A 17555-nucleotide genomic window follows, 5' to 3' on the forward strand; every position below is an offset into this window, starting at 1 on the left:
TGTCGGGTTCCCATAAAGACAGGGCGGCAGAAGCTGGTACTTCGCCTGCACGCCGCCGTCGCACTGTCAGGCTCCACCAGGAAACGGGGCACGAGACTGTACGGAGTCAACGGCGGGATTTGCTTGCCCGGGTTCGTAGGGTCGGTACATGACCGTTGTGGACGAAACCCCGGGCGAGCCGAGTGACACCCGTGGCCGTGTGGCCGAGCTGCTGGCGATGCGCGAGCAGGCGCGGCGCGGACCGAGTGACCGGGCGACCGAGGCGCAGCACGCCAAGGGCAAGCTGACCGCGCGCGAGCGCATCGAGTTGCTCGTCGACCCGGGGTCGTTCCGGGAGGTCGAGCAGCTGCGGCGGCACCGGGCGACCGGTTTCGGCCTGGAGCAGAAGAAGCCGCACACCGACGGTGTCATCACCGGCTGGGGCATGGTCGACGGCCGCACGGTCTTCGTCTACGCGCACGACTTCCGGATCTTCGGCGGCGCGCTGGGCGAGGCCCACGCCACCAAGATTCACAAGATCATGGACATGGCCATCGCGGCCGGTGCCCCGCTGGTGTCGCTGAACGACGGCGCCGGCGCGCGCATCCAGGAGGGCGTCAGCGCGCTCGCCGGATACGGCGGGATCTTCCAGCGCAACACCAAGGCGTCGGGCGTCATCCCGCAGATCAGCGTGATGCTCGGCCCGTGCGCGGGCGGCGCCGCCTACTCCCCGGCGCTCACCGACTTCGTCTTCATGGTCCGCGACACCTCGCAGATGTTCATCACGGGCCCGGACGTCGTGAAGGCCGTGACGGGCGAGGAGATCACCCAGAACGGCCTGGGCGGGGCGGACGTGCACGCCGAGACGTCGGGCGTGTGCCACTTCGCGTACGACGACGAGGAGACCTGCATCGCCGAGGTCCGGTACCTCCTGGGGATGCTCCCGTCCAACAACCGGGAGAACCCGCCGAACGTGGCGGGCGACGACCCCGCCGACCGGCGCGGCGACGTGCTGCTGGACCTGGTCCCGGCCGACGGCAACCGCCCGTACGACATGCACAAGGTCATCGAGGAGCTCGTCGACGACGGCGACTACCTGGAGGTCCACGAGCGCTGGGCCCGCAACATCGTCTGCGCCCTGGCGCGCATGGACGGTCAGGTGGTCGGGATCGTGGCGAACCAGCCGCAGGTCCTGGCCGGTGTCCTGGACATCGAGGCGTCGGAGAAGGCGGCCCGATTCGTCCAGATGTGTGACGCGTTCAACATCCCCATCATCACTCTTTTGGACGTACCCGGCTTCCTGCCCGGCGTCGACCAGGAGCACGGTGGAATCATTCGGCACGGAGCGAAGCTGCTCTACGCATACTGCAACGCCACCGTGCCGAGGATCTCGCTGATCCTGCGCAAGGCCTACGGCGGCGCGTACATCGTGATGGACAGCCAGTCCATCGGTGCCGACCTGACGTACGCCTGGCCGACCAACGAGATCGCCGTGATGGGCGCGGAGGGCGCCGCCAACGTCATCTTCCGCCGGCAGATCGCGGACGCCGAGGACCCGGAGGCCATGCGGACCCGCATGGTCAAGGAGTACAAGTCCGAACTGATGCACCCGTACTACGCCGCAGAGCGCGGCCTGGTTGACGACGTGATCGACCCGGCCGAGACCCGCGAGGTGCTCATCGCCTCGCTCGCCATGCTCCGCACCAAGCACGCCGACCTGCCGTCCCGCAAGCACGGCAACCCCCCGCAGTAGTCCTGCGGCGGTGCGAGCCGTGTACCCGCCGAGTCCGCGCACCCGCCGAGAAGACCTGCCGACCAGACCTGCCGAGAAGACGGAGAACCACCCATGAGCACTGCCACCGAGTCCGTGCTGCGCGTCGAGAAGGGTCTCGCCGACCCCGAGGAGCTTGCCGCGATAACCGCCGTGCTGCTCGCCCGCGCCGCCGCCCAGCCCGCCGCGGCCCCCGCCCACCGCGGCCGCAGCACCGCCGGATGGCGCCGCCTGGAGCGCACCCCCGGCTTCCGCGCCCCGCACTCCTGGCAGGGCTGACGGACACCGGCACGCGATGATGCCCCGCACTCCTCGGGAGTGCGGGGCATCATCGCGTGGCAAGGCACCGAAGCCCCCGTACGGGCCCTTCCCGCCCCCGCTCGTGAGCGCGGGGCGAGGAGGGCCCGTACGGGCTTCCGTACGAGGCTCCTACCGCAGACGTGCCATGAGCGCGTGCTCGACGAGCGTGATCAGCGCGCTCTTGGCGTCCGCGCGGTGGCGGGCGTCCGTGGTGAGAATCGGGGTGTCGGGTCCGATCTGGAGTGCTTCGCGGACCTCGTCGGGGGTGTAGGGCTGGTGTCCGTCGAAGCCGTTGAGGGCGATGACGAAGGGGAGTCCGCTGTTCTCGAAGTAGTCGACGGCGGGGAAGCAGTCGGCGAGGCGGCGGGTGTCGACGAGGACGACGGCGCCGATGGCGCCGCGGACCAGGTCGTCCCACATGAACCAGAAGCGGTCCTGTCCGGGGGTGCCGAACAGGTACAGGATCAGGTCCTGGTCCAGCGTGATCCGGCCGAAGTCCATGGCCACCGTCGTGGTGGTCTTGTCCCCGGTGTGGGTCAGGTCGTCGATGCCCGCGGACGCGGACGTCATCACGGCTTCGGTGCGCAGCGGGTTGATCTCCGAGACGGCACCGACGAACGTGGTCTTGCCCACGCCGAAGCCCCCTGCCACCACGATCTTCGCCGAGGTAGTGGAGCGGGCTGCTCCGCCGCTAGAGCTTGCGAAGTCCACTGAGCACCCTTTCGAGCAGTGTCACATCTGGCTGGCCCCCGACGGACTCGTCGCCGCCGGGCTGATGGATGGCGACGAGTCCGGCCTCTGCCAGGTCGGCTACGAGGATCCGGGCGACGCCGAGCGGTATCGAGAGCAGTGCCGAAATCTCGGCCACCGATTTGATCTCGAAGCACAACCGGCAGATCCGCTGATGCTCGGGCAACTGCCCTTGCAGTTGGGACGGATCGGCCGTAGTACTGACCAACGCCTCAATCGCGAGTTGGTAGCGCGGTCGAGTCCGGCCGCCGGTCATGGCGTACGGACGGACCAGTGGATTGTGGGCGCCGGGGGCGGCAGGCTCGGGAGCCTGCCGCGGCGGTACGGGCTGGATGCCGGGGGAGCGGGGCGGGTCGTAGCGGTGCGGCCGCTGCGGCGACCGCCCGGGACCCTGTGGCTGCTGCTGGTAGGGCCGGTACGGCTGCTGGAAGCCCTGTCCGCTGGGTGCGGAGGGGAAGTTGAAACGGTTGTCGCCGTGCTCACCCGATACGTTTCGGCCGCCGTCATACCGGTGCCCGTCTGGGGGTGTTGTCACGATTCCTCCTCCGCCTGCCGGTCCCGCTCCCGGTGGGTCCGCGCCACCGCACTGTATGGCGCGGTGGCGAGAAACGCACTGTCCGTTTACTAGTTAAGAAGACTTCCTTGCAATTCGGCACGGAGGTCCGGGGTGAGGACGGTGCCCGCGCGGTCGACGAGCAGGGCCATCTCGTACCCGACCAGACCGATGTCGGCCTCCGGGTGGGCGAGTACGGCCAGCGAGGAGCCGTCGGAGATGGACATGATGAAGAGGAACCCGCGTTCCATCTCCACCACGGTCTGATTCACGGCGCCGCCCTCGAAGATCCGGGAGGCGCCCGCGGTCAGCGAGGTCAGCCCGGAGGCGACGGCCGCCAACTGGTCGGCGCGATCGCGCGGGAATCCTTCGGACATGGCCAGCAGGAGTCCGTCGGCGGAGACCACCACCGTGTGCGACACCCCGGGGGTGTTGTCCACGAAGTTGGTGATCAACCAGTTCAGATTCTGCGCCGCCTGGCTCATCGGGCTCACACTAACGCTCCTGGTTGTAGGTGTTACTTGTGTCCGAACCCGCGTTACGTCCCCTCAGCACACCCCGCCGCAGGTTGCTCAACCTGCCGCGGACGTCCTCGGGGGCGCGGGAGACCTGAGGCCCGCCCTGCGGGGTCTGCTCCGCCGTGCCCTCGACCAGATTGGCCTTGGGCACCCGCCGGGGAAGTCCGGACGGGGTGATCCCGCCCGCCTTCGGCTCCCGGAGCTTCTCGGCCCGCTCCCAGCGCTCGTCGTTCGTCGAACGCCAGTCGTCGGAGCCGTCCCCGCCCTGCGGCGCGGGCGACTGCCGCGGCGGCAGCTCCTCCTTCTGCTGCTGCGGCTGGTGCTGCGCGGCGGGAGTCCGGTTGCCACCGCGGCCGTTGGGCTGCCAGTGCTGCTGACTGCCCCGGCGCGGCAGACCGGCGTCGGTCATCTCGTGGCCGGAGTCCGGGGTGGGTCCCGGACGGTTGAAGCCTACGCTTTCCGGCGCCTCGGCGGGCGTGCTCGGGGCAGATTCCGCTTCGGCCCGGGGCGACGGTCCGTGCGTCTCCCGGAGCGTCTCCGGGGCCGTCCAACCGCCCTGCTCCGGCTCGGGGGCGAACTGTTCCCCGGACGACGGCCGAACGGATTCGCCGGCCGTGTACGCCGCCTCCGGGTAGGCACCCCGGTAGCCGTCCTGATAGCCGTCGTGGGCGGTGGCGGCGGACTGTCCGGCGTAGTCGCCGTCGCCGGGCCAGGGGGCGGTGTGGCCGCCCGTCCGCGGGGCCTGCCCGTACGGCTCCTGCGGCGCTGCGGGAGTATGGCCGCCGTCGGCGAAACCCGCTTCCGGGTGACCGTGCCCGGCGTGACCGTCGGGAACGTATCCGTCCGCCGCATATCCGTCCGCCACGTATCCGTTCGCGGTCGATCCGTTCCCGGTCGGTCCGTTCGCGGGATATCGGTGGCCGGCCTCGGCGACCGGGCCCGGCGCGAACGGCTCCTGCGCGAACTGCGTCCGGCCCGCCGGGTCCGGCTGTTCGTAGCGCGAGTCGTCGAAGCCGAGATCGGCGGCCGTGGGTGTCTGGGAGCGGAGGTCGGGCCGTTCCTGCGCCTGCTGCTGCGGAATCATCGAGGAGACGGTGAAATCGTCCTGGGAGACGTCCGGTTCGCCGCCACCGCCGCGGGTGATCGAGTCCGGCAGCATGACCAGCGAGGTGGTTCCGGCCTGCTCGCCCGACGGGCGCAGCTGGACCCGGATGCCGTGCCGGTCGGAGAGACGCCCCACCACGAACAGACCCATCCGCTGTGACACCGCGGCGTCCACCGTCGGCGGATTGGCCAGCCGGTGGTTGATCTCGGCGAAGTCCTCGGCGGTGAGACCGATGCCCTTGTCGTGGATCTCGACCACCACGCGGCTGTCGGGCAGCCGGGTCGCGGTGACCCGGACCTTGGTCTGCGGCGAGGAGAACGTGGTGGCGTTCTCCAGCAGCTCGGCCAGCAGGTGCACCAGGTCGGTGACGGCCCGGCCGTGGATGTCGGTCTCCGGGACGCCGGAGATCTCGATGCGCTCGTACGACTCCACCTCGGAGGCGGCGGCCCGCAGGATGTCGACCAGCGGGACCGGCTGGTTCCAGCGGCGGCCCGGTTCCTCACCCGCCAGGACCAGGAGGTTCTCGCCGTTGCGGCGCATCCGGGTGGCCAGGTGGTCCAGCCGGAACAGGTTCTGCAGCTGGTCCGGGTCGGCCTCGTTGTTCTCCAGGTCCGTGATGAGGGTCAGCTGACCTTCGATCAGCGACTGGTTGCGACGGGAGAGGTTGGTGAAGATCGCGTTGACGTTGCCCCGCAGCATGGCCTGCTCGGCCGCCAGCCGGACCGCCTCGCGGTGCACCTGGTCGAAGGCGCGGGCGACCTCGCCGATCTCGTCCCGGCTGTCGATCGGGATCGGCCGGACGCGGGTGTCGACCAGGCCCGGATCGTTCCTGGAGAGCTGGTCGACCAGCATCGGCAGCCGCTGCTCGGCGATCCCGAACGCGGCGGTGCGCAGTTCGCGCATCGAGCGGCTCATCTGCCGGGCCACGAGTCCGGCCAGCACGAAGGCGGCGAACAGCGCGACCAGCACGACGGCGGCGTTGACGGCCGCATCGGTCCGGGCGTCGGACGAGATGTCCGCGGCCTCGGCCACCGCCTTGTCGACGAGTTCGTTCTCGACCGTGGTGTAGCCGTCGAACTTGGCGGTCGCGGCGGACATCCAGGTCTCGGGGGTGATGCCCTTCGCGGCGAGCTTCTGGGGGGACGCGCCCCGCGCGATCTGCTGGGCCATCCCGTCGAAGACGGAGCCGTCGATGCTGGGCGGCGTGACGAACGGCGTACCCGCCGCGTCGGCCCGGTCCTTCGTCCGCCGCAGCTCCTTCGCGCCGACCGCCGCCTGCGCCTTCATGACCTGCTTCAGGCGCTTCGCGTCGGCCTCCGTGCCGCCGGAGACGAACTCGTTGAGTGCGATCTGCTCCAGGTAGTTGTACGAGCCGAACGCCTTGACCTGGGCGTTGAACGTGTCGCTCTCCTGGCTCGGGCGCACCAGCAGGTGCATGCCGATGGAGCGCTGAAGCGATTCTGCAGCCTTGGCGAGTTCGAGCGCGTAGACCGTACGGCCGTAGCTGGTGACGTTGCCGGTGCCCAGGCCCAGTTCGTTGCAGAACTCCATCAGGGAGTGCTGCACCTGGACGTAGCCCTCCTCCGTCCGTACCGGGTCCATGCCCTCGGCGTAGGCGGAGCGGCGCAGCTCGGGGAGCTTGGGCTCCTCCAGCCGGAACAGTTCGAGGCGCCGCTCCAGGCCCTTCTTCCGCGGCATGTCCCGCACCGCCTTGTCGAACGCCGCCGCGGCGGCGTCGGTGGCGGACCGCACCCGCCCGATCACGGCGTCCTGGCGGTTGTTCGACAGCAGGGGCCGGGCGGACAGGTCGCGTTCGTCGAGGAGGGCCTGGCCGTAGTCGGAGGCCGCGCGGACGACGAGTGCGGTCCGCTCGGCGTCCTGCGCCTCCCGCCAGGTGTCGATCGATCCCTTCACCTGGAAGCCGCCCATGACGAGGCCGACCCCCACCGGGATGAGGAGGATCGCGTTCAGCCGGGTGGGCACCCGCCAGTTGCGCGGGGCCAGTCGGCTGGTGCTGCCACCGGACGTGTTCGTCCGCGATGCATCGGCGGGCGATGCCGCAGCGCGCGGCGACGGGGTGAAGTTGCCCCGTTCGGGCTGCGCCGCGGAGCCCTCCTTGCTTCGCCTCACTCGACCATTAACCTCTCGGCGTCGGCACCTGCGGTGTGCCGTATTTCGTTCAGGGTCGTACTACTCGGAAGTCCGTCGAATTCCAGCATGGGGACCGGTCGCGTTCCAAACAGTCGGAATCAGCCATTCCGAGTGGTCCAAGCCTCGGATAAAACGGGCATAAAGAGCGAGCCCCGTCAAAAGACGGGGCTCGTGTGAGCGCAGCGGTACCGTTTGAACGCATCGGGTGCCGAACGAGGGCGCAATTCTCTGTCGAAACGTTATGAACACGGGGGCGGATCGTGTCGCAGGACACAGCCCGTCCTCGGGAGATTACGGCAACTTCCGCGTGTCAATACCGACTTGTTCCTACTTGAGTCGTGCCATGAGCGCGTGCTCGACGAGGGTGATCAGGCCGCTCTTGGCGTCCGCGCGGTGGCGGGCGTCCGTCGTGATGATCGGGGTGTCGGGTCCGATCTGGAGTGCTTCGCGGACCTCGTCGGGGGTGTAGGGCTGGTGTCCGTCGAAGCCGTTGAGGGCGATGACGAAGGGGAGTCCGCTGTTCTCGAAGTAGTCGACGGCGGGGAAGCAGTCGGCGAGGCGGCGGGTGTCGACGAGGACGACGGCGCCGATGGCGCCGCGGACCAGGTCGTCCCACATGAACCAGAAGCGGTCCTGTCCGGGGGTGCCGAACAGGTACAGGATCAGGTCCTGGTCCAGCGTGATCCGGCCGAAGTCCATGGCGACGGTCGTCGTCGTCTTTCCGCCGGTGTGGGTCAGGTCGTCGATGCCCGCGGACGCGGACGTCATCACGGCTTCGGTGCGCAGCGGGTTGATCTCCGAGACGGCACCGACGAACGTGGTCTTGCCCACGCCGAAGCCCCCCGCCACCACGATCTTCGCCGAGGTGGTGGCGCGGGCCGCACCGCCGCTAGAGCTTGCGAAGTCCACTGAGCACCCTTTCGAGCAGTGTCACGTCCGGCGCGCCGCCGGTCTCTCCGTTGCCCGGCTGGTGGATGGCCACCATGCCGGCTTCCGCCAGGTCCGCGACGAGGATCCGGGCCACACCGAGCGGCATCGACAGCAGCGCCGACACCTCGGCCACCGACTTGACCTCGCGGCAGAGGTGGCAGATCCGCTGGTGCTCGGGGAGCAGCGTCGCCATGTGCGCGGGGTCGGCCGTCGTGGAGACCAGGGCTTCTATGGCGAGCTGATAGCGGGGCCGGGTCCGGCCGCCGGTCATGGCATAGGGGCGGACCAGCGGCTGGTCGCCTTCACCGTCGTACGACGCGTGGTGCAGTGCCCCGTACGGATCGGATGAGGCGGGTGGCGGGGTCATGAATCCTCCGGGCGTGACAGCAGGGTGTCGGCTTGCCGTCTGAAGGGGCCGGTGGGGGCTCTAGGCGGCCGGGCGGGCGATGGACGAGGGGTGTTGCGCGATCGAGTCTGTCATCGATCCGCGGCCGCCTAATGGAGCAGGCTGCCTTGGAGTTCGGCACGGAGATCCGGGGTGAGGACGGTGCCCGCGCGGTCGACGAGGAGCGCCATCTCGTACCCGACCAGACCGATGTCGGCCTCCGGGTGGGCGAGTACGGCCAGCGAGGAGCCGTCGGAGATGGACATGAGGAAGAGGAATCCGCGTTCCATCTCCACCACGGTCTGGCTGACGGCGCCGCCCTCGAAGATCCGGGAGGCGCCCGCGGTCAGCGAGGTCAGCCCGGAGGCGACGGCCGCCAACTGGTCGGCGCGATCGCGCGGGAATCCTTCGGACATGGCCAGCAGGAGTCCGTCGGCGGAGACCACCACCGTGTGCGACACCCCGGGGGTGTTGTCCACGAAGTTGGTGATCAACCAGTTCAGATTCTGTGCGGCCTGACTCATCGGGCTCAACTAACGCTCCTGCTGGTGAGTGGGGCCGAGTGGGAAGCTGCCGGTCGACTGGCCGTTGGCCTGCCGACCCTGCTGGATGCCCCGGCGGAGATTGGTCAACCGCCCGCGCACATCATCGGGCGCACGCGACACCTGAGGACCGGACTGGTGGTTCTGCTGTTGGGCGGTGCCCGGAACCAGGTTCGCGCGTGGGACCCGGCGAGGCAGTCCGGAAGTGGTGACTCCGCCTGCCGCGGGCTTCTTGACCCGCTCCGCCTGCCGGACGAGTTCGTCGTTCGGCGAGGGGCGCCAGGAGCTTGTGGTGGAGCCCGAATCGCCTTCGTCGCGGCGCGGCGCGGCGGGAGCGGGACGCTCCTCCAGGGCCGGCTGCTGCGGGGAGGCAGGTGCCTGCGGCTCGGCGGGCGGCTGCTGGCCGCCCTGCTGCGGGCCGTGGAACCAGTTCGTCTCCAGAGTGTCGTACAACGGCGTGCGGCCGTCCCCGGGACCGGACACCGGCGGCAGCGCCTCGGGCTGCGGCTGCGGCGGCACGACCGGGCGGTACTGCCCGTCGCCCGCGGCCGGGCGCGGGGCGCCGAAGTCCTCGTCGTCCCCGCCCCGCTGGTGCGGTGCCGACAGCCCCTGGTCCAGTGCGGATTGCGGCTGCCCGAAGTCGGGGCGGGCGAACTGCGCGGTGCTCGCCGGGTCCTGCGACGGTCCGCCCGGCTGGGCACCGTCCAGCGGCGAGCCACCGGGCGACAGGGCCTGCGGCGCGGGGCCGGAGAAGTCGGGACGGGCGAACTCGGCCGTGGCGCCGGGGCCCTGCCGGTCGTCGTCCGCGTACGGCTGAGGCGCGAACTGCGGGTTCACCGGCCGCGGGAACTGGCCGGTGGCCTCGTGCTCCTCGTGACCGCGCGGGGCGTCCATCGGGGCGAGCCCCGGCGCGGACTGCTCCTCGGCTGCCCAGCCCGCGGCCTGCGGACGCTGCGGCAGGGGGTTGCCACCGGGCAGCTCGGCACGCGGGCCGCCGACCGGGGGCAGCTGGCGACCGGGGTCGACCGGACCGCCGGACTGCGGGAATCCGCCCGGACCCTGCGGGGCCTGCCGGGGCTGCGGGGCCTGCGGCGCCTGCCACGGGGCGGCGGCGGGACCGGCCGAACGGCCCTGAGGGTCGTGCGCGTTCTGGCGGCCCTGGCGGTTCTCGCTGAACAGGTCGGGGCCGGTCGCGTCCGTGCGTCCGGTTCCGTTGCCCTGGTTGCGGGCACCGAGCCGGGCACCGTTGCCGAAGGCACCGGCCAGGCCGCCGCCCTGACGCTGCGATGCCGTGCGCGGGATGTCGCGGGCACCGCCGTCGGACATCCCGGCGGACTGGAAGCCCGCGGCCTGGCGGTCCTGCCGTCCCTGCTCCTCGGACGACCGGTGGGCGCCGCCGTCACGCGTCGGCAGCGCGGCGCGCGGACCCGAGCCCGCACCGACCTTGCCGGGTGCGCCGCCCCGGCCCGGTTCGAGCCGTCCCGCCGGACCCGACGGGGCACTGCCGAGACCAGGTCGGGAACCGCCCGCCGCGTCGGCGCCGCCGCCCGCGCCGAGCGGACCGCCCGGAGCGCCGGGCTGCTGGCCCGGTCCCTGCTTGGGGGCCGGCCGGCTGCCGCCGTGCGCCACCTCGACGGGCAGCATGACGAGCGCGGTCGTGCCGCCGGAGTCGGAGGGCCGCAGCTGGATCCGGATGCCGTGACGCAGCGACAGCCGGCCGACCACGAACAGACCCATGCGGCGGGAGACGGAGACGTCCACGGTGGGCGGCGAGGCGAGCCGCTCGTTGATCGCGGCGAGGTCCTCGGGCGAGAGACCGATGCCGGTGTCGTGGATCTCGACCAGCACCCGGCCGTCCGGCAGCGCGTGACCGGTGACCCGGACCTTGGTCTGCGGCGAGGAGAACGACGTGGCGTTCTCCAGCAGCTCGGCGAGCAGGTGCACGAGGTCGTTGACGACCCGGCCCGCGACCTCGGTGGCGGGCACCGCGGCCAGTTCGATGCGCTCGTACTGCTCCACCTCGGAGGCGGCGGCACGGAGCACGTCGACCAGCGGGACGGGGCGCGTCCAGCGACGCCCCGGCTCCTCGCCCGCGAGGACGAGGAGGTTCTCGCCGTTGCGGCGCATGCGGGTCGCGAGGTGGTCGAGCTTGAAGAGCGAGGACAGCTGGTCCGGGTCGGCCTCGCGCGACTCCAGTTCGGAGATGAGCGAGAGCTGGCGCTGGATGAGGCCCTGGCTGCGGCGCGAGAGGTTGGTGAACATCGCGTTGACGTTGCCCCGGAGGAGGGCCTGTTCGGCGGCGAGCCGGACGGCCTCGCGGTGCACGTCGTCGAAGGCCGCGGCCACCTGGCCGATCTCGTCCCGGGAGTGAACACCGACCGATTCGACGGAGGTGTCGACGTCCTGCGGGTCGGCCTCGGAGAGATGCTTGACGAGCTCGGGCAGCCGGTCCTGCGCGACGCGGGTGGCCGTGTCCTGGAGCCGCCGCAGCGAGCGGATCATGGACCGGGCGACGACGAACGCGCCGACCAGCGAGACGCCGAGCACGAGCAGGATGAGCGCACCGCTGATGATCGCTTCGCGCTTCGAGTTGTCGCGCAGCTCGCGGGCCTTGCCCTCCATCTCGCTGAGCAGCGTCTGCTCGATGGTCTGCATGGCCTGGATCTTGGTGGAGCTCTGGTCGTACCAGTCCATGTACGAGCGCCGTGCCGTGCCCTCCAGGCCGGAGGGGCTGTCCAGCACCTTCTTCGCGTAGGTGTCGGCGGCCTTGATCTCCGGGTTGCCCTCGTCCAGGGTGGAGGTCAGTTCCGCGGCGTTGTGGCCGGTGGACGCGTAGACCGCCGTGAAGGCGCGGCGTGCCGTGGTCTCCTTGCGCAGCGCGGCGCGGCCGAACTGCTGGTCGTTCTGGTCGAGATGCGGCTTCTGGTTGCCGACCTTCAGGGACGCGGCGATGATCGCCCGCTGGACCGAGGCGTACTCCTTCGCGGAGGAGAACGCCGCCAGTGCCCGGGTCCGCTTGATCATCTCCGAGTTGCTGGTCGCCTGCGCCATGTCCTGCGACAGGCTCAGCAGCGAGGTGATCAGCTGGCTGTACTGGTCGATGGTCTGCAGACTCGGCGTGCCCTTGGCGTACGCGGTCTTGCGGATCTCGCGGATGTCGCCGAGCTGGCTGGCGATCCGGTTGACGCTGGAGTAGATGCCCTCGAGCGCGTCGTCGCCGGACGGGTCGCCGATCGTGGCCGTCTTGTTGAGGAAGGCGGTCCGCGCCTGGTCGGTCTTGTCGCGGGGCGCCTTGACCTTGTAGTCCTCGGTCTTCGCGCCGTTGGACAGCGGGCCGGCCGAGCTGTCGCGCTCCACCTGGAGCGCCTGGGCGAGCGTGGTCGCCTGCTTGGTCAGCTGGGTGAGCAGCTGCATGTGGTCCAGCTGCTGCATGTCGTTCATGGACTCGTTGATCCGCAGACCACCGAGCGTGGTCGCCGCGACCACGGGCAGGGCGAGCAGCGAGACCAGACGCGTGCTGATGCGCCAGTTGCGCAGGGCCATCCGCGAGCCCGCGCCGACGGGTTCCGAGGACTTGGACGACGCGTTCGTCCCGGCACCGGCGTCCGCGGACTCACCGGGGCGCCGGGTGCGGTCGTCGCCGTCACCGGCCGGTCCGGGGTTCTGAGCGTGCTGGGGCGAGGAGCCGCGGTCGGACCCGCCGTGCGGCTCCTGCTCCGCCGCAGCTTCGCCTCGGCCCTGGCGGGCCTGGGGCGACCCGTTGCCATCCCTCTTGAAACGTCCCTGCACTAGCGTCGCAACCTCTGGACCAGGCGTCCCTCCGCGCGAAGACGGGCGGGACGGTGTCGGCGTCGTGGGGCGTCGTATCCGCCCCTGGTGGTCGTGAGTGACCGGCGCTCTTCCCCTTTCCGCCGCCACTCGGCGCTGCGTTGCGCCCCCTGCGCGCCGGTCTGAAACCTGCGGCGGTGCGTGGAATTCCAGCACAGTGCCGGATCTCCAACAAGGGCCCCGTGCCGGGCTGCGACGCGGGTGACACTTTGTGACGGTGGAGTAACAAGCGGTGGAGCATGATCGCGAACAAAAGGGAATATTGCGCATCAATCGGCCGAGGGCGAAGGGTGTCCCAGTCGACATGATCAGGAGCGGAATGGCTGATTCAGTTACGTAATGTCCGTTATTCCCCAGGCGATCACCTGTCTGAAATGGGTGATTTGTTCGCGCGTGGGTGAGCAAACTCACACAATGATCGCCGTCTCATCCGGGCTGTGAGGGGGAATTCGATGTTTAGCCTGGCGCTTTACAGGGATGGCAAATCCGACAACCGGCGCCCCTCCGGGCGGCGCCCGTACCGACAGGGTCCGAACGGCAGATGAAGACGACAAAGACGCTCCGCAACCTTGCCAACCCCCGCCGCACCACGCTGACGCACCTCGACGACGCCGGTCAACTGCGGGCGCCGGAGCGGCCGGAGTACCGCGTCGAACTGCCCACCCGGACGGCCAACCCCCGGCGCACCATCCTCATGGAGGCCCCTGCCTCCGTCGCCCCCGCCGCGTAGCACGCCGCCGACCCGCACCCCGGCGTGCGAGACCCTGCGTCCGCGCGCCGAGTCGTGCCGGGTGTGCCCGTTCCGCTCGCGGCCCTGGATGGCCCGCGTCCGCGCGCGCCGGGCCGGGCCCGTTCCGGGCGGAACCCGCAGGGCGAGGCGTTAGCCTGGAGCGTCAGTCTTCAGTCAGCCAGCAAGTGAGGGGCGACAGCATCCCGTGCGCATCGCCAGGTTCTCCATCGACGGCAATGTCGCCTTCGGCGCCGTGGAGGGCGAAGGGCCCGACGGTCTCGTCCTCGACATCATCAAGGGCATCCCGTACGCCGAGTTCGAGCTCTCCGGGACCAAGGTCCCGCTGAGCAAGGTCCGCCTCCTGCCGCCCGTGCTCCCCAACAAGGTCGTGGCCATCGGCCGCAACTACGCGGAGCACGCCAAGGAGCTCGGCAACGAGGTACCGGACGTCCCCGTCGCCTTCTTCAAGCCCACCACCTCGGTGATCGGTTCCGGCGACGCCATCGAGTACCCCTCCTTCTCGAACGAGCTGCACCACGAGGCGGAACTGGCCGTGGTCATCGGCCGCATGTGCCGGGAAGTGCCGCGCGAGCGCGTCAAGGACGTCGTCTTCGGCTACACCTGCGCCAACGACGTCACCGCCCGCGATGCCCAGCAGCGCGAGAAGCAGTGGGCCCGGGCCAAGGGCTTCGACACCTCCTGCCCGCTCGGCCCCTGGGTGGAGACCGACCTCGACCCCGGCGACCTGACCATCCAGGCCACGGTCAACGGCGAGCAACGCCAACTCGGCCGGACGAGCGACATGATCCGCTCGATCGAGGACCTGGTCGTCCACATCACGGAAGCCATGACGCTGCTTCCGGGCGACGTGATCCTCACCGGCACCCCCGCAGGGGTCGGACCCCTCCATGTCGGCGACGAGGTCGCCGTCACCATCGAAGGCATCGGCACTCTCACCAACAAGGTGATCAAGCGTGGCTAACGCACCCCTCCCCAAGCTCTCGAACCCGCTCGAGCGGGGGACACCCCCCCGTGTACGTTTCTGTCCCTCCCCGACCGGCAACCCCCATGTGGGTCTGGTCCGCACCGCCCTGTTCAACTGGGCCTTCGCCCGGCACCACGGCGGCACCCTGGTCTTCCGCATCGAGGACACCGACGCGGCCCGGGACTCCGAGGAGTCCTACAACCAGCTCCTGGACTCGATGCGCTGGCTCGGTTTCGACTGGGACGAGGGCCCCGAGGTCGGCGGCCCGCACGCCCCGTACCGCCAGTCGCAGCGGATGGACATCTACAAGGACGTCGCCGAGAAGCTCCTGGCGGGCGGATACGCGTACCACTGCTACTGCACCACCGAGGAACTCGACGCCCGCCGCGACGCCGCCCGCGCCGCCGGGAAGCCCTCCGGCTACGACGGCCACTGCCGCGAGCTCACGGCCGAGCAGATCGCCGCGTACGAGGCCGAGGGCCGCACCTCCATCGTCCGGTTCCGGATGCCCGACGAGCCGCTGACCTTCACCGACCTGGTCCGCGGCGAGCTGACCTTCCAGCCGGAGAACGTGCCGGACTACGGCATCGTCCGCGCCAACGGCGCTCCGCTCTACACGCTGGTCAACCCGGTCGACGACGCGCTGATGGAGATCACCCACGTGCTGCGCGGCGAGGACCTGCTCTCCTCGACCCCGCGTCAGCTCGCCCTCTACAAGGCGCTCATCGAGCTGGGCATCGCCAAGGGCACCCCCGTCTTCGGACACCTTCCGTACGTCATGGGCGAGGGCAACAAGAAGCTCTCCAAGCGCGACCCGCAGGCGTCCCTGAACCTCTACCGCGAGCGCGGCTTCCTGCCCGAGGGACTGCTCAACTACCTCTCCCTGCTGGGCTGGTCCATCGCCGAGGACCGCGACATCTTCTCGGTCGAGGAGATGGTGTCTGCGTTCGACATCTCCGACGTCAACGCCAACCCGGCGCGCTTCGACCTGAAGAAGTGCGAGCACGTCAACGCCGAGCACATCCGCAAGATGGACGTGAAGGCGTTCACCGAGGCATGCGGCCCCTGGCTGAAGGCCCCGTTCGCCCCGTGGGCCCCGGAGTCCTTCGACGCGGAGCAGTTCGCGGCGATCGCCCCGCACGCCCAGACCCGGGTCACCGTCCTCTCCGACATCACGGCCAACGTGGACTTCCTCTTCCTCGACGAGCCGGCCGATGACGAGGCGTCCTGGGCCAAGGCGATGAAGGAGGGCTCCGACGCCCTGCTCGCCACCGCCCGCGCCGAGCTGATCGCCGCCGAGTGGAACGCGGACGCCCTGAAGAACGCCGTCCTCGCCGCAGGCGAGCAGCACGGCCTGAAGCTCGGCAAGGCCCAGGCCCCGGTCCGCGTCGCGGTCACCGGCCGCACCATCGGCCTGCCGCTCTTCGAGTCCCTGGAGATCCTCGGGCGCGAGAAGACGATCGCCCGCATCGATGCGGCCCTGGCGAAGCTGGCCGCCGCGTAACGGTCCGTCCCGCACATCTCGTCCCACACATGGGGTGGCCGCTCCCGACGGAGCGGCCACCCCGTCGCCGTTCCGCCACCGCCGGGCCGAGATCGGTTGCGCGGCCAGGTCCGGCGTCCGCGGCGACATACCGGAACCTGCCGTTCACGGAGGCGGCCCGGGCACTTCCGTTCTCGTGCGCCGGCCCCACGCGGTGACCCGGGGCGTCCCCTTGCCGGACCATGAGTGAGGCGGGCCCAGCGGCCCCGACCCGGCGGCCGCACGACGCCCTCCCGCGTCCGGCGCATGCCCGCTAGCCTGGCCGCATGGTCATCCGAGCCGTGCTCTGGGACATCGACGACACGATCTTCGACTACAGCGGCGCCGATCGCGCCGGTATGCGCGCGCACCTCGAACAGGAGGGCCTGCCCGTCGGGTACGACGATGCCGAGCAGGCGCTCGACGCGTGGCGGGCGATCACCGATGTGCACTGGGCGCGGTTCGCCGCCGGGGAGACGGATTTCCCGGGGCAGCGCCGGGACCGGGTCCGGGAGTTCCTCACCCGGGCGCTGGACGACAGCGAGGCCGACGACTGGTTCGCCCGGCACGCAGCCCACTACGAGGCCGCCTGGGCGCTCTTCCCGGACGTGCTGCCCGTCCTGAACCTGCTGGCCGACGGATTCCGGCACGCGGTGCTGTCGAACTCCAGCATCCACAACCAGGACCACAAGCTCCGTGTGCTCGGCGTGCGCGACCGGTTCGAGGCCATGGTGTGCGCGGTGGAGCTGGGCGTCTCCAAGCCCGAGGCCGGCGCCTTCCACGCCGCGTGCGACGCGCTGGCGCTGGAGCCGGGGGAGGTCGCGTACGTGGGGGACGAGCCGGACATCGACGCCGGCGGTGCGGTCGCCGCCGGGCTGATGGGGATCTGGCTGGACCGGAACGGGCGCGGCGGACGCCCCGAACTCGTCAGCATCGACGGGCTCGATCAGTTGCCCGGTCTGCTGCTCGCCGATACCCGTTTTGGAGCGCCGGACACCTTCGGGTAATGTTCTTCCTGCGCCGCCCGAGCGGGACGAAAGATCCGAGCGGAAAGCGCAAGCGGAACAAATACCCCGCAAGGGGTTGCGTTTCAGTGGGCTATGGTGTAATTGGCAACACTACGGTTTCTGGTACCGTCATTCTAGGTTCGAGTCCTGGTAGCCCAGCGCAGAAATGCAACAGCAGGAAACAAGCCCCCGTTGTGTAGCGGCCTAGCACGCTGCCCTCTCACGGCAGTAGCGCCGGTTCGAATCCGGTCGGGGGTACAGATCCTTCCCGCGAGATCGTCAGGGTCGCACCCACGATCTCGATGCAGGATCGCTAGGGCCCCCGTTGTGTAGCGGCCTAGCACGCTGCCCTCTCACGGCAGTAGCGCCGGTTCGAATCCGGTCGGGGGTACGAGTAGCACTGTGGGCTATGGTGTAATTGGCAACACTACGGTTTCTGGTACCGTCATTCTAGGTTCGAGTCCTGGTAGCCCAGCGCAGAAATGCAACAGCAGGAAAC

The 17555-nt window shown here is 70.1% G+C and carries 14 protein-coding genes and 4 tRNA genes; 10 read left to right on the forward strand and 8 right to left on the reverse strand.

Features of this window, described 5'->3' with window-relative positions:
* The first annotated feature begins 148 nt into the window (after positions 1-148).
* The gene (locus ACFC79_RS03860; protein ID WP_376234747.1) at positions 149-1732 is read left to right on the forward strand and encodes an acyl-CoA carboxylase subunit beta; all 1584 of its coding nucleotides are present in this window, start codon (positions 149-151) and stop codon (positions 1730-1732) included.
* Positions 1733-1825: 93 nt separating this feature from the next.
* A complete protein-coding gene (locus ACFC79_RS03865; protein WP_376234750.1) occupies positions 1826-2029 on the forward strand; it encodes an acyl-CoA carboxylase subunit epsilon in 204 nt (67 codons plus the stop codon).
* A 150-nt stretch (positions 2030-2179) separates the two neighbouring features.
* Here ACFC79_RS03865 and ACFC79_RS03870 read toward each other — a convergent pair whose 3' ends face one another.
* The 8 genes from ACFC79_RS03870 to ACFC79_RS03905 all read right to left on the reverse strand — a co-directional run bounded on the left by ACFC79_RS03870 (position 2180) and on the right by ACFC79_RS03905 (position 12773).
* Entirely contained in the window at positions 2180-2761 is a 582-nt protein-coding gene (locus ACFC79_RS03870; protein ID WP_014048542.1) for an ATP/GTP-binding protein, read from the reverse strand.
* Entirely contained in the window at positions 2742-3335 is a 594-nt protein-coding gene (locus tag ACFC79_RS03875; protein WP_376234753.1) for a DUF742 domain-containing protein, read from the reverse strand. Before ACFC79_RS03875 ends, ACFC79_RS03870 begins: the two co-directional genes overlap by 20 nt.
* 89 nt (positions 3336-3424) lie before the next feature.
* Positions 3425-3838 (reverse strand): roadblock/LC7 domain-containing protein, encoded by a 414-nt coding sequence (locus ACFC79_RS03880; protein ID WP_026057603.1) that lies wholly within the window; start codon positions 3836-3838, stop codon positions 3425-3427.
* Between the two features lie 10 nt (positions 3839-3848).
* The gene (locus tag ACFC79_RS03885; protein ID WP_376234756.1) at positions 3849-7106 is read right to left on the reverse strand and encodes a nitrate- and nitrite sensing domain-containing protein; all 3258 of its coding nucleotides are present in this window, start codon (positions 7104-7106) and stop codon (positions 3849-3851) included.
* 348 nt (positions 7107-7454) lie between these two features.
* Entirely contained in the window at positions 7455-8036 is a 582-nt protein-coding gene (locus ACFC79_RS03890; protein WP_072487286.1) for an ATP/GTP-binding protein, read from the reverse strand.
* Complete coding sequence (locus ACFC79_RS03895; protein ID WP_362019129.1) at positions 8017-8424, reverse strand: DUF742 domain-containing protein; 408 nt, start codon at positions 8422-8424, stop codon at positions 8017-8019. The genes ACFC79_RS03890 and ACFC79_RS03895 overlap by 20 nt, the downstream gene beginning before the upstream one ends.
* Positions 8425-8552: 128 nt before the next feature.
* Positions 8553-8975: a roadblock/LC7 domain-containing protein gene (locus ACFC79_RS03900; RefSeq protein ID WP_014048545.1), complete on the reverse strand. Its 423-nt coding sequence runs from the start codon at positions 8973-8975 to the stop codon at positions 8553-8555.
* Positions 8976-12773 (reverse strand): nitrate- and nitrite sensing domain-containing protein, encoded by a 3798-nt coding sequence (locus ACFC79_RS03905; protein WP_376234761.1) that lies wholly within the window; start codon positions 12771-12773, stop codon positions 8976-8978.
* 580 nt (positions 12774-13353) lie between these two features.
* Between ACFC79_RS03905 and ACFC79_RS03910 the strand changes: the two genes are divergently transcribed.
* The 8 genes from ACFC79_RS03910 to ACFC79_RS03945 all read left to right on the forward strand — a co-directional run bounded on the left by ACFC79_RS03910 (position 13354) and on the right by ACFC79_RS03945 (position 17531).
* Complete coding sequence (locus ACFC79_RS03910; protein ID WP_376234764.1) at positions 13354-13542, forward strand: hypothetical protein; 189 nt, start codon at positions 13354-13356, stop codon at positions 13540-13542.
* 205 nt (positions 13543-13747) lie between these two features.
* Positions 13748-14524 (forward strand): fumarylacetoacetate hydrolase family protein, encoded by a 777-nt coding sequence (locus tag ACFC79_RS03915; protein WP_376234766.1) that lies wholly within the window; start codon positions 13748-13750, stop codon positions 14522-14524.
* The gene (gene gltX, locus ACFC79_RS03920) at positions 14517-16031 is read left to right on the forward strand and encodes a glutamate--tRNA ligase (RefSeq protein ID WP_376234768.1); all 1515 of its coding nucleotides are present in this window, start codon (positions 14517-14519) and stop codon (positions 16029-16031) included. Before ACFC79_RS03915 ends, gltX begins: the two co-directional genes overlap by 8 nt.
* Before the next feature lie 305 nt (positions 16032-16336).
* Complete coding sequence (locus ACFC79_RS03925) at positions 16337-17056, forward strand: HAD family hydrolase (protein WP_376234771.1); 720 nt, start codon at positions 16337-16339, stop codon at positions 17054-17056.
* A gap of 87 nt (positions 17057-17143) precedes the next feature.
* Positions 17144-17215 (forward strand) — tRNA-Gln (locus ACFC79_RS03930).
* A gap of 26 nt (positions 17216-17241) precedes the next feature.
* Positions 17242-17314: transfer RNA gene (locus ACFC79_RS03935), tRNA-Glu, on the forward strand.
* 60 nt (positions 17315-17374) lie between these two features.
* Positions 17375-17447 (forward strand) — tRNA-Glu (locus ACFC79_RS03940).
* Positions 17448-17459: 12 nt separating this feature from the next.
* Positions 17460-17531, forward strand: a tRNA-Gln gene (locus ACFC79_RS03945).
* The last annotated feature ends 24 nt before the right edge of the window (positions 17532-17555 follow it).

The organism is Streptomyces sp. NPDC056061 (assembly GCF_042266885.1).
In the GTDB taxonomy this organism is placed as follows: domain Bacteria; phylum Actinomycetota; class Actinomycetes; order Streptomycetales; family Streptomycetaceae; genus Streptomyces.

Excerpts from the sequence above, each read along its gene's own strand:
- ACFC79_RS03895 (WP_362019129.1), bottom strand. The coding sequence starts at position 8,424 with ATGACCCCGCCACCCGCCTCATCCGATCCGTACGGGGCACTGCACCAC.
- ACFC79_RS03880 (WP_026057603.1), bottom strand. The coding sequence starts at position 3,838 with ATGAGCCAGGCGGCGCAGAATCTGAACTGGTTGATCACCAACTTCGTG.
- ACFC79_RS03860 (WP_376234747.1), top strand. The coding sequence starts at position 149 with ATGACCGTTGTGGACGAAACCCCGGGCGAGCCGAGTGACACCCGTGGC.
- ACFC79_RS03865 (WP_376234750.1), top strand. The coding sequence starts at position 1,826 with ATGAGCACTGCCACCGAGTCCGTGCTGCGCGTCGAGAAGGGTCTCGCC.
- ACFC79_RS03910 (WP_376234764.1), top strand. The coding sequence starts at position 13,354 with ATGAAGACGACAAAGACGCTCCGCAACCTTGCCAACCCCCGCCGCACC.
- ACFC79_RS03925 (WP_376234771.1), top strand. The coding sequence starts at position 16,337 with ATGGTCATCCGAGCCGTGCTCTGGGACATCGACGACACGATCTTCGAC.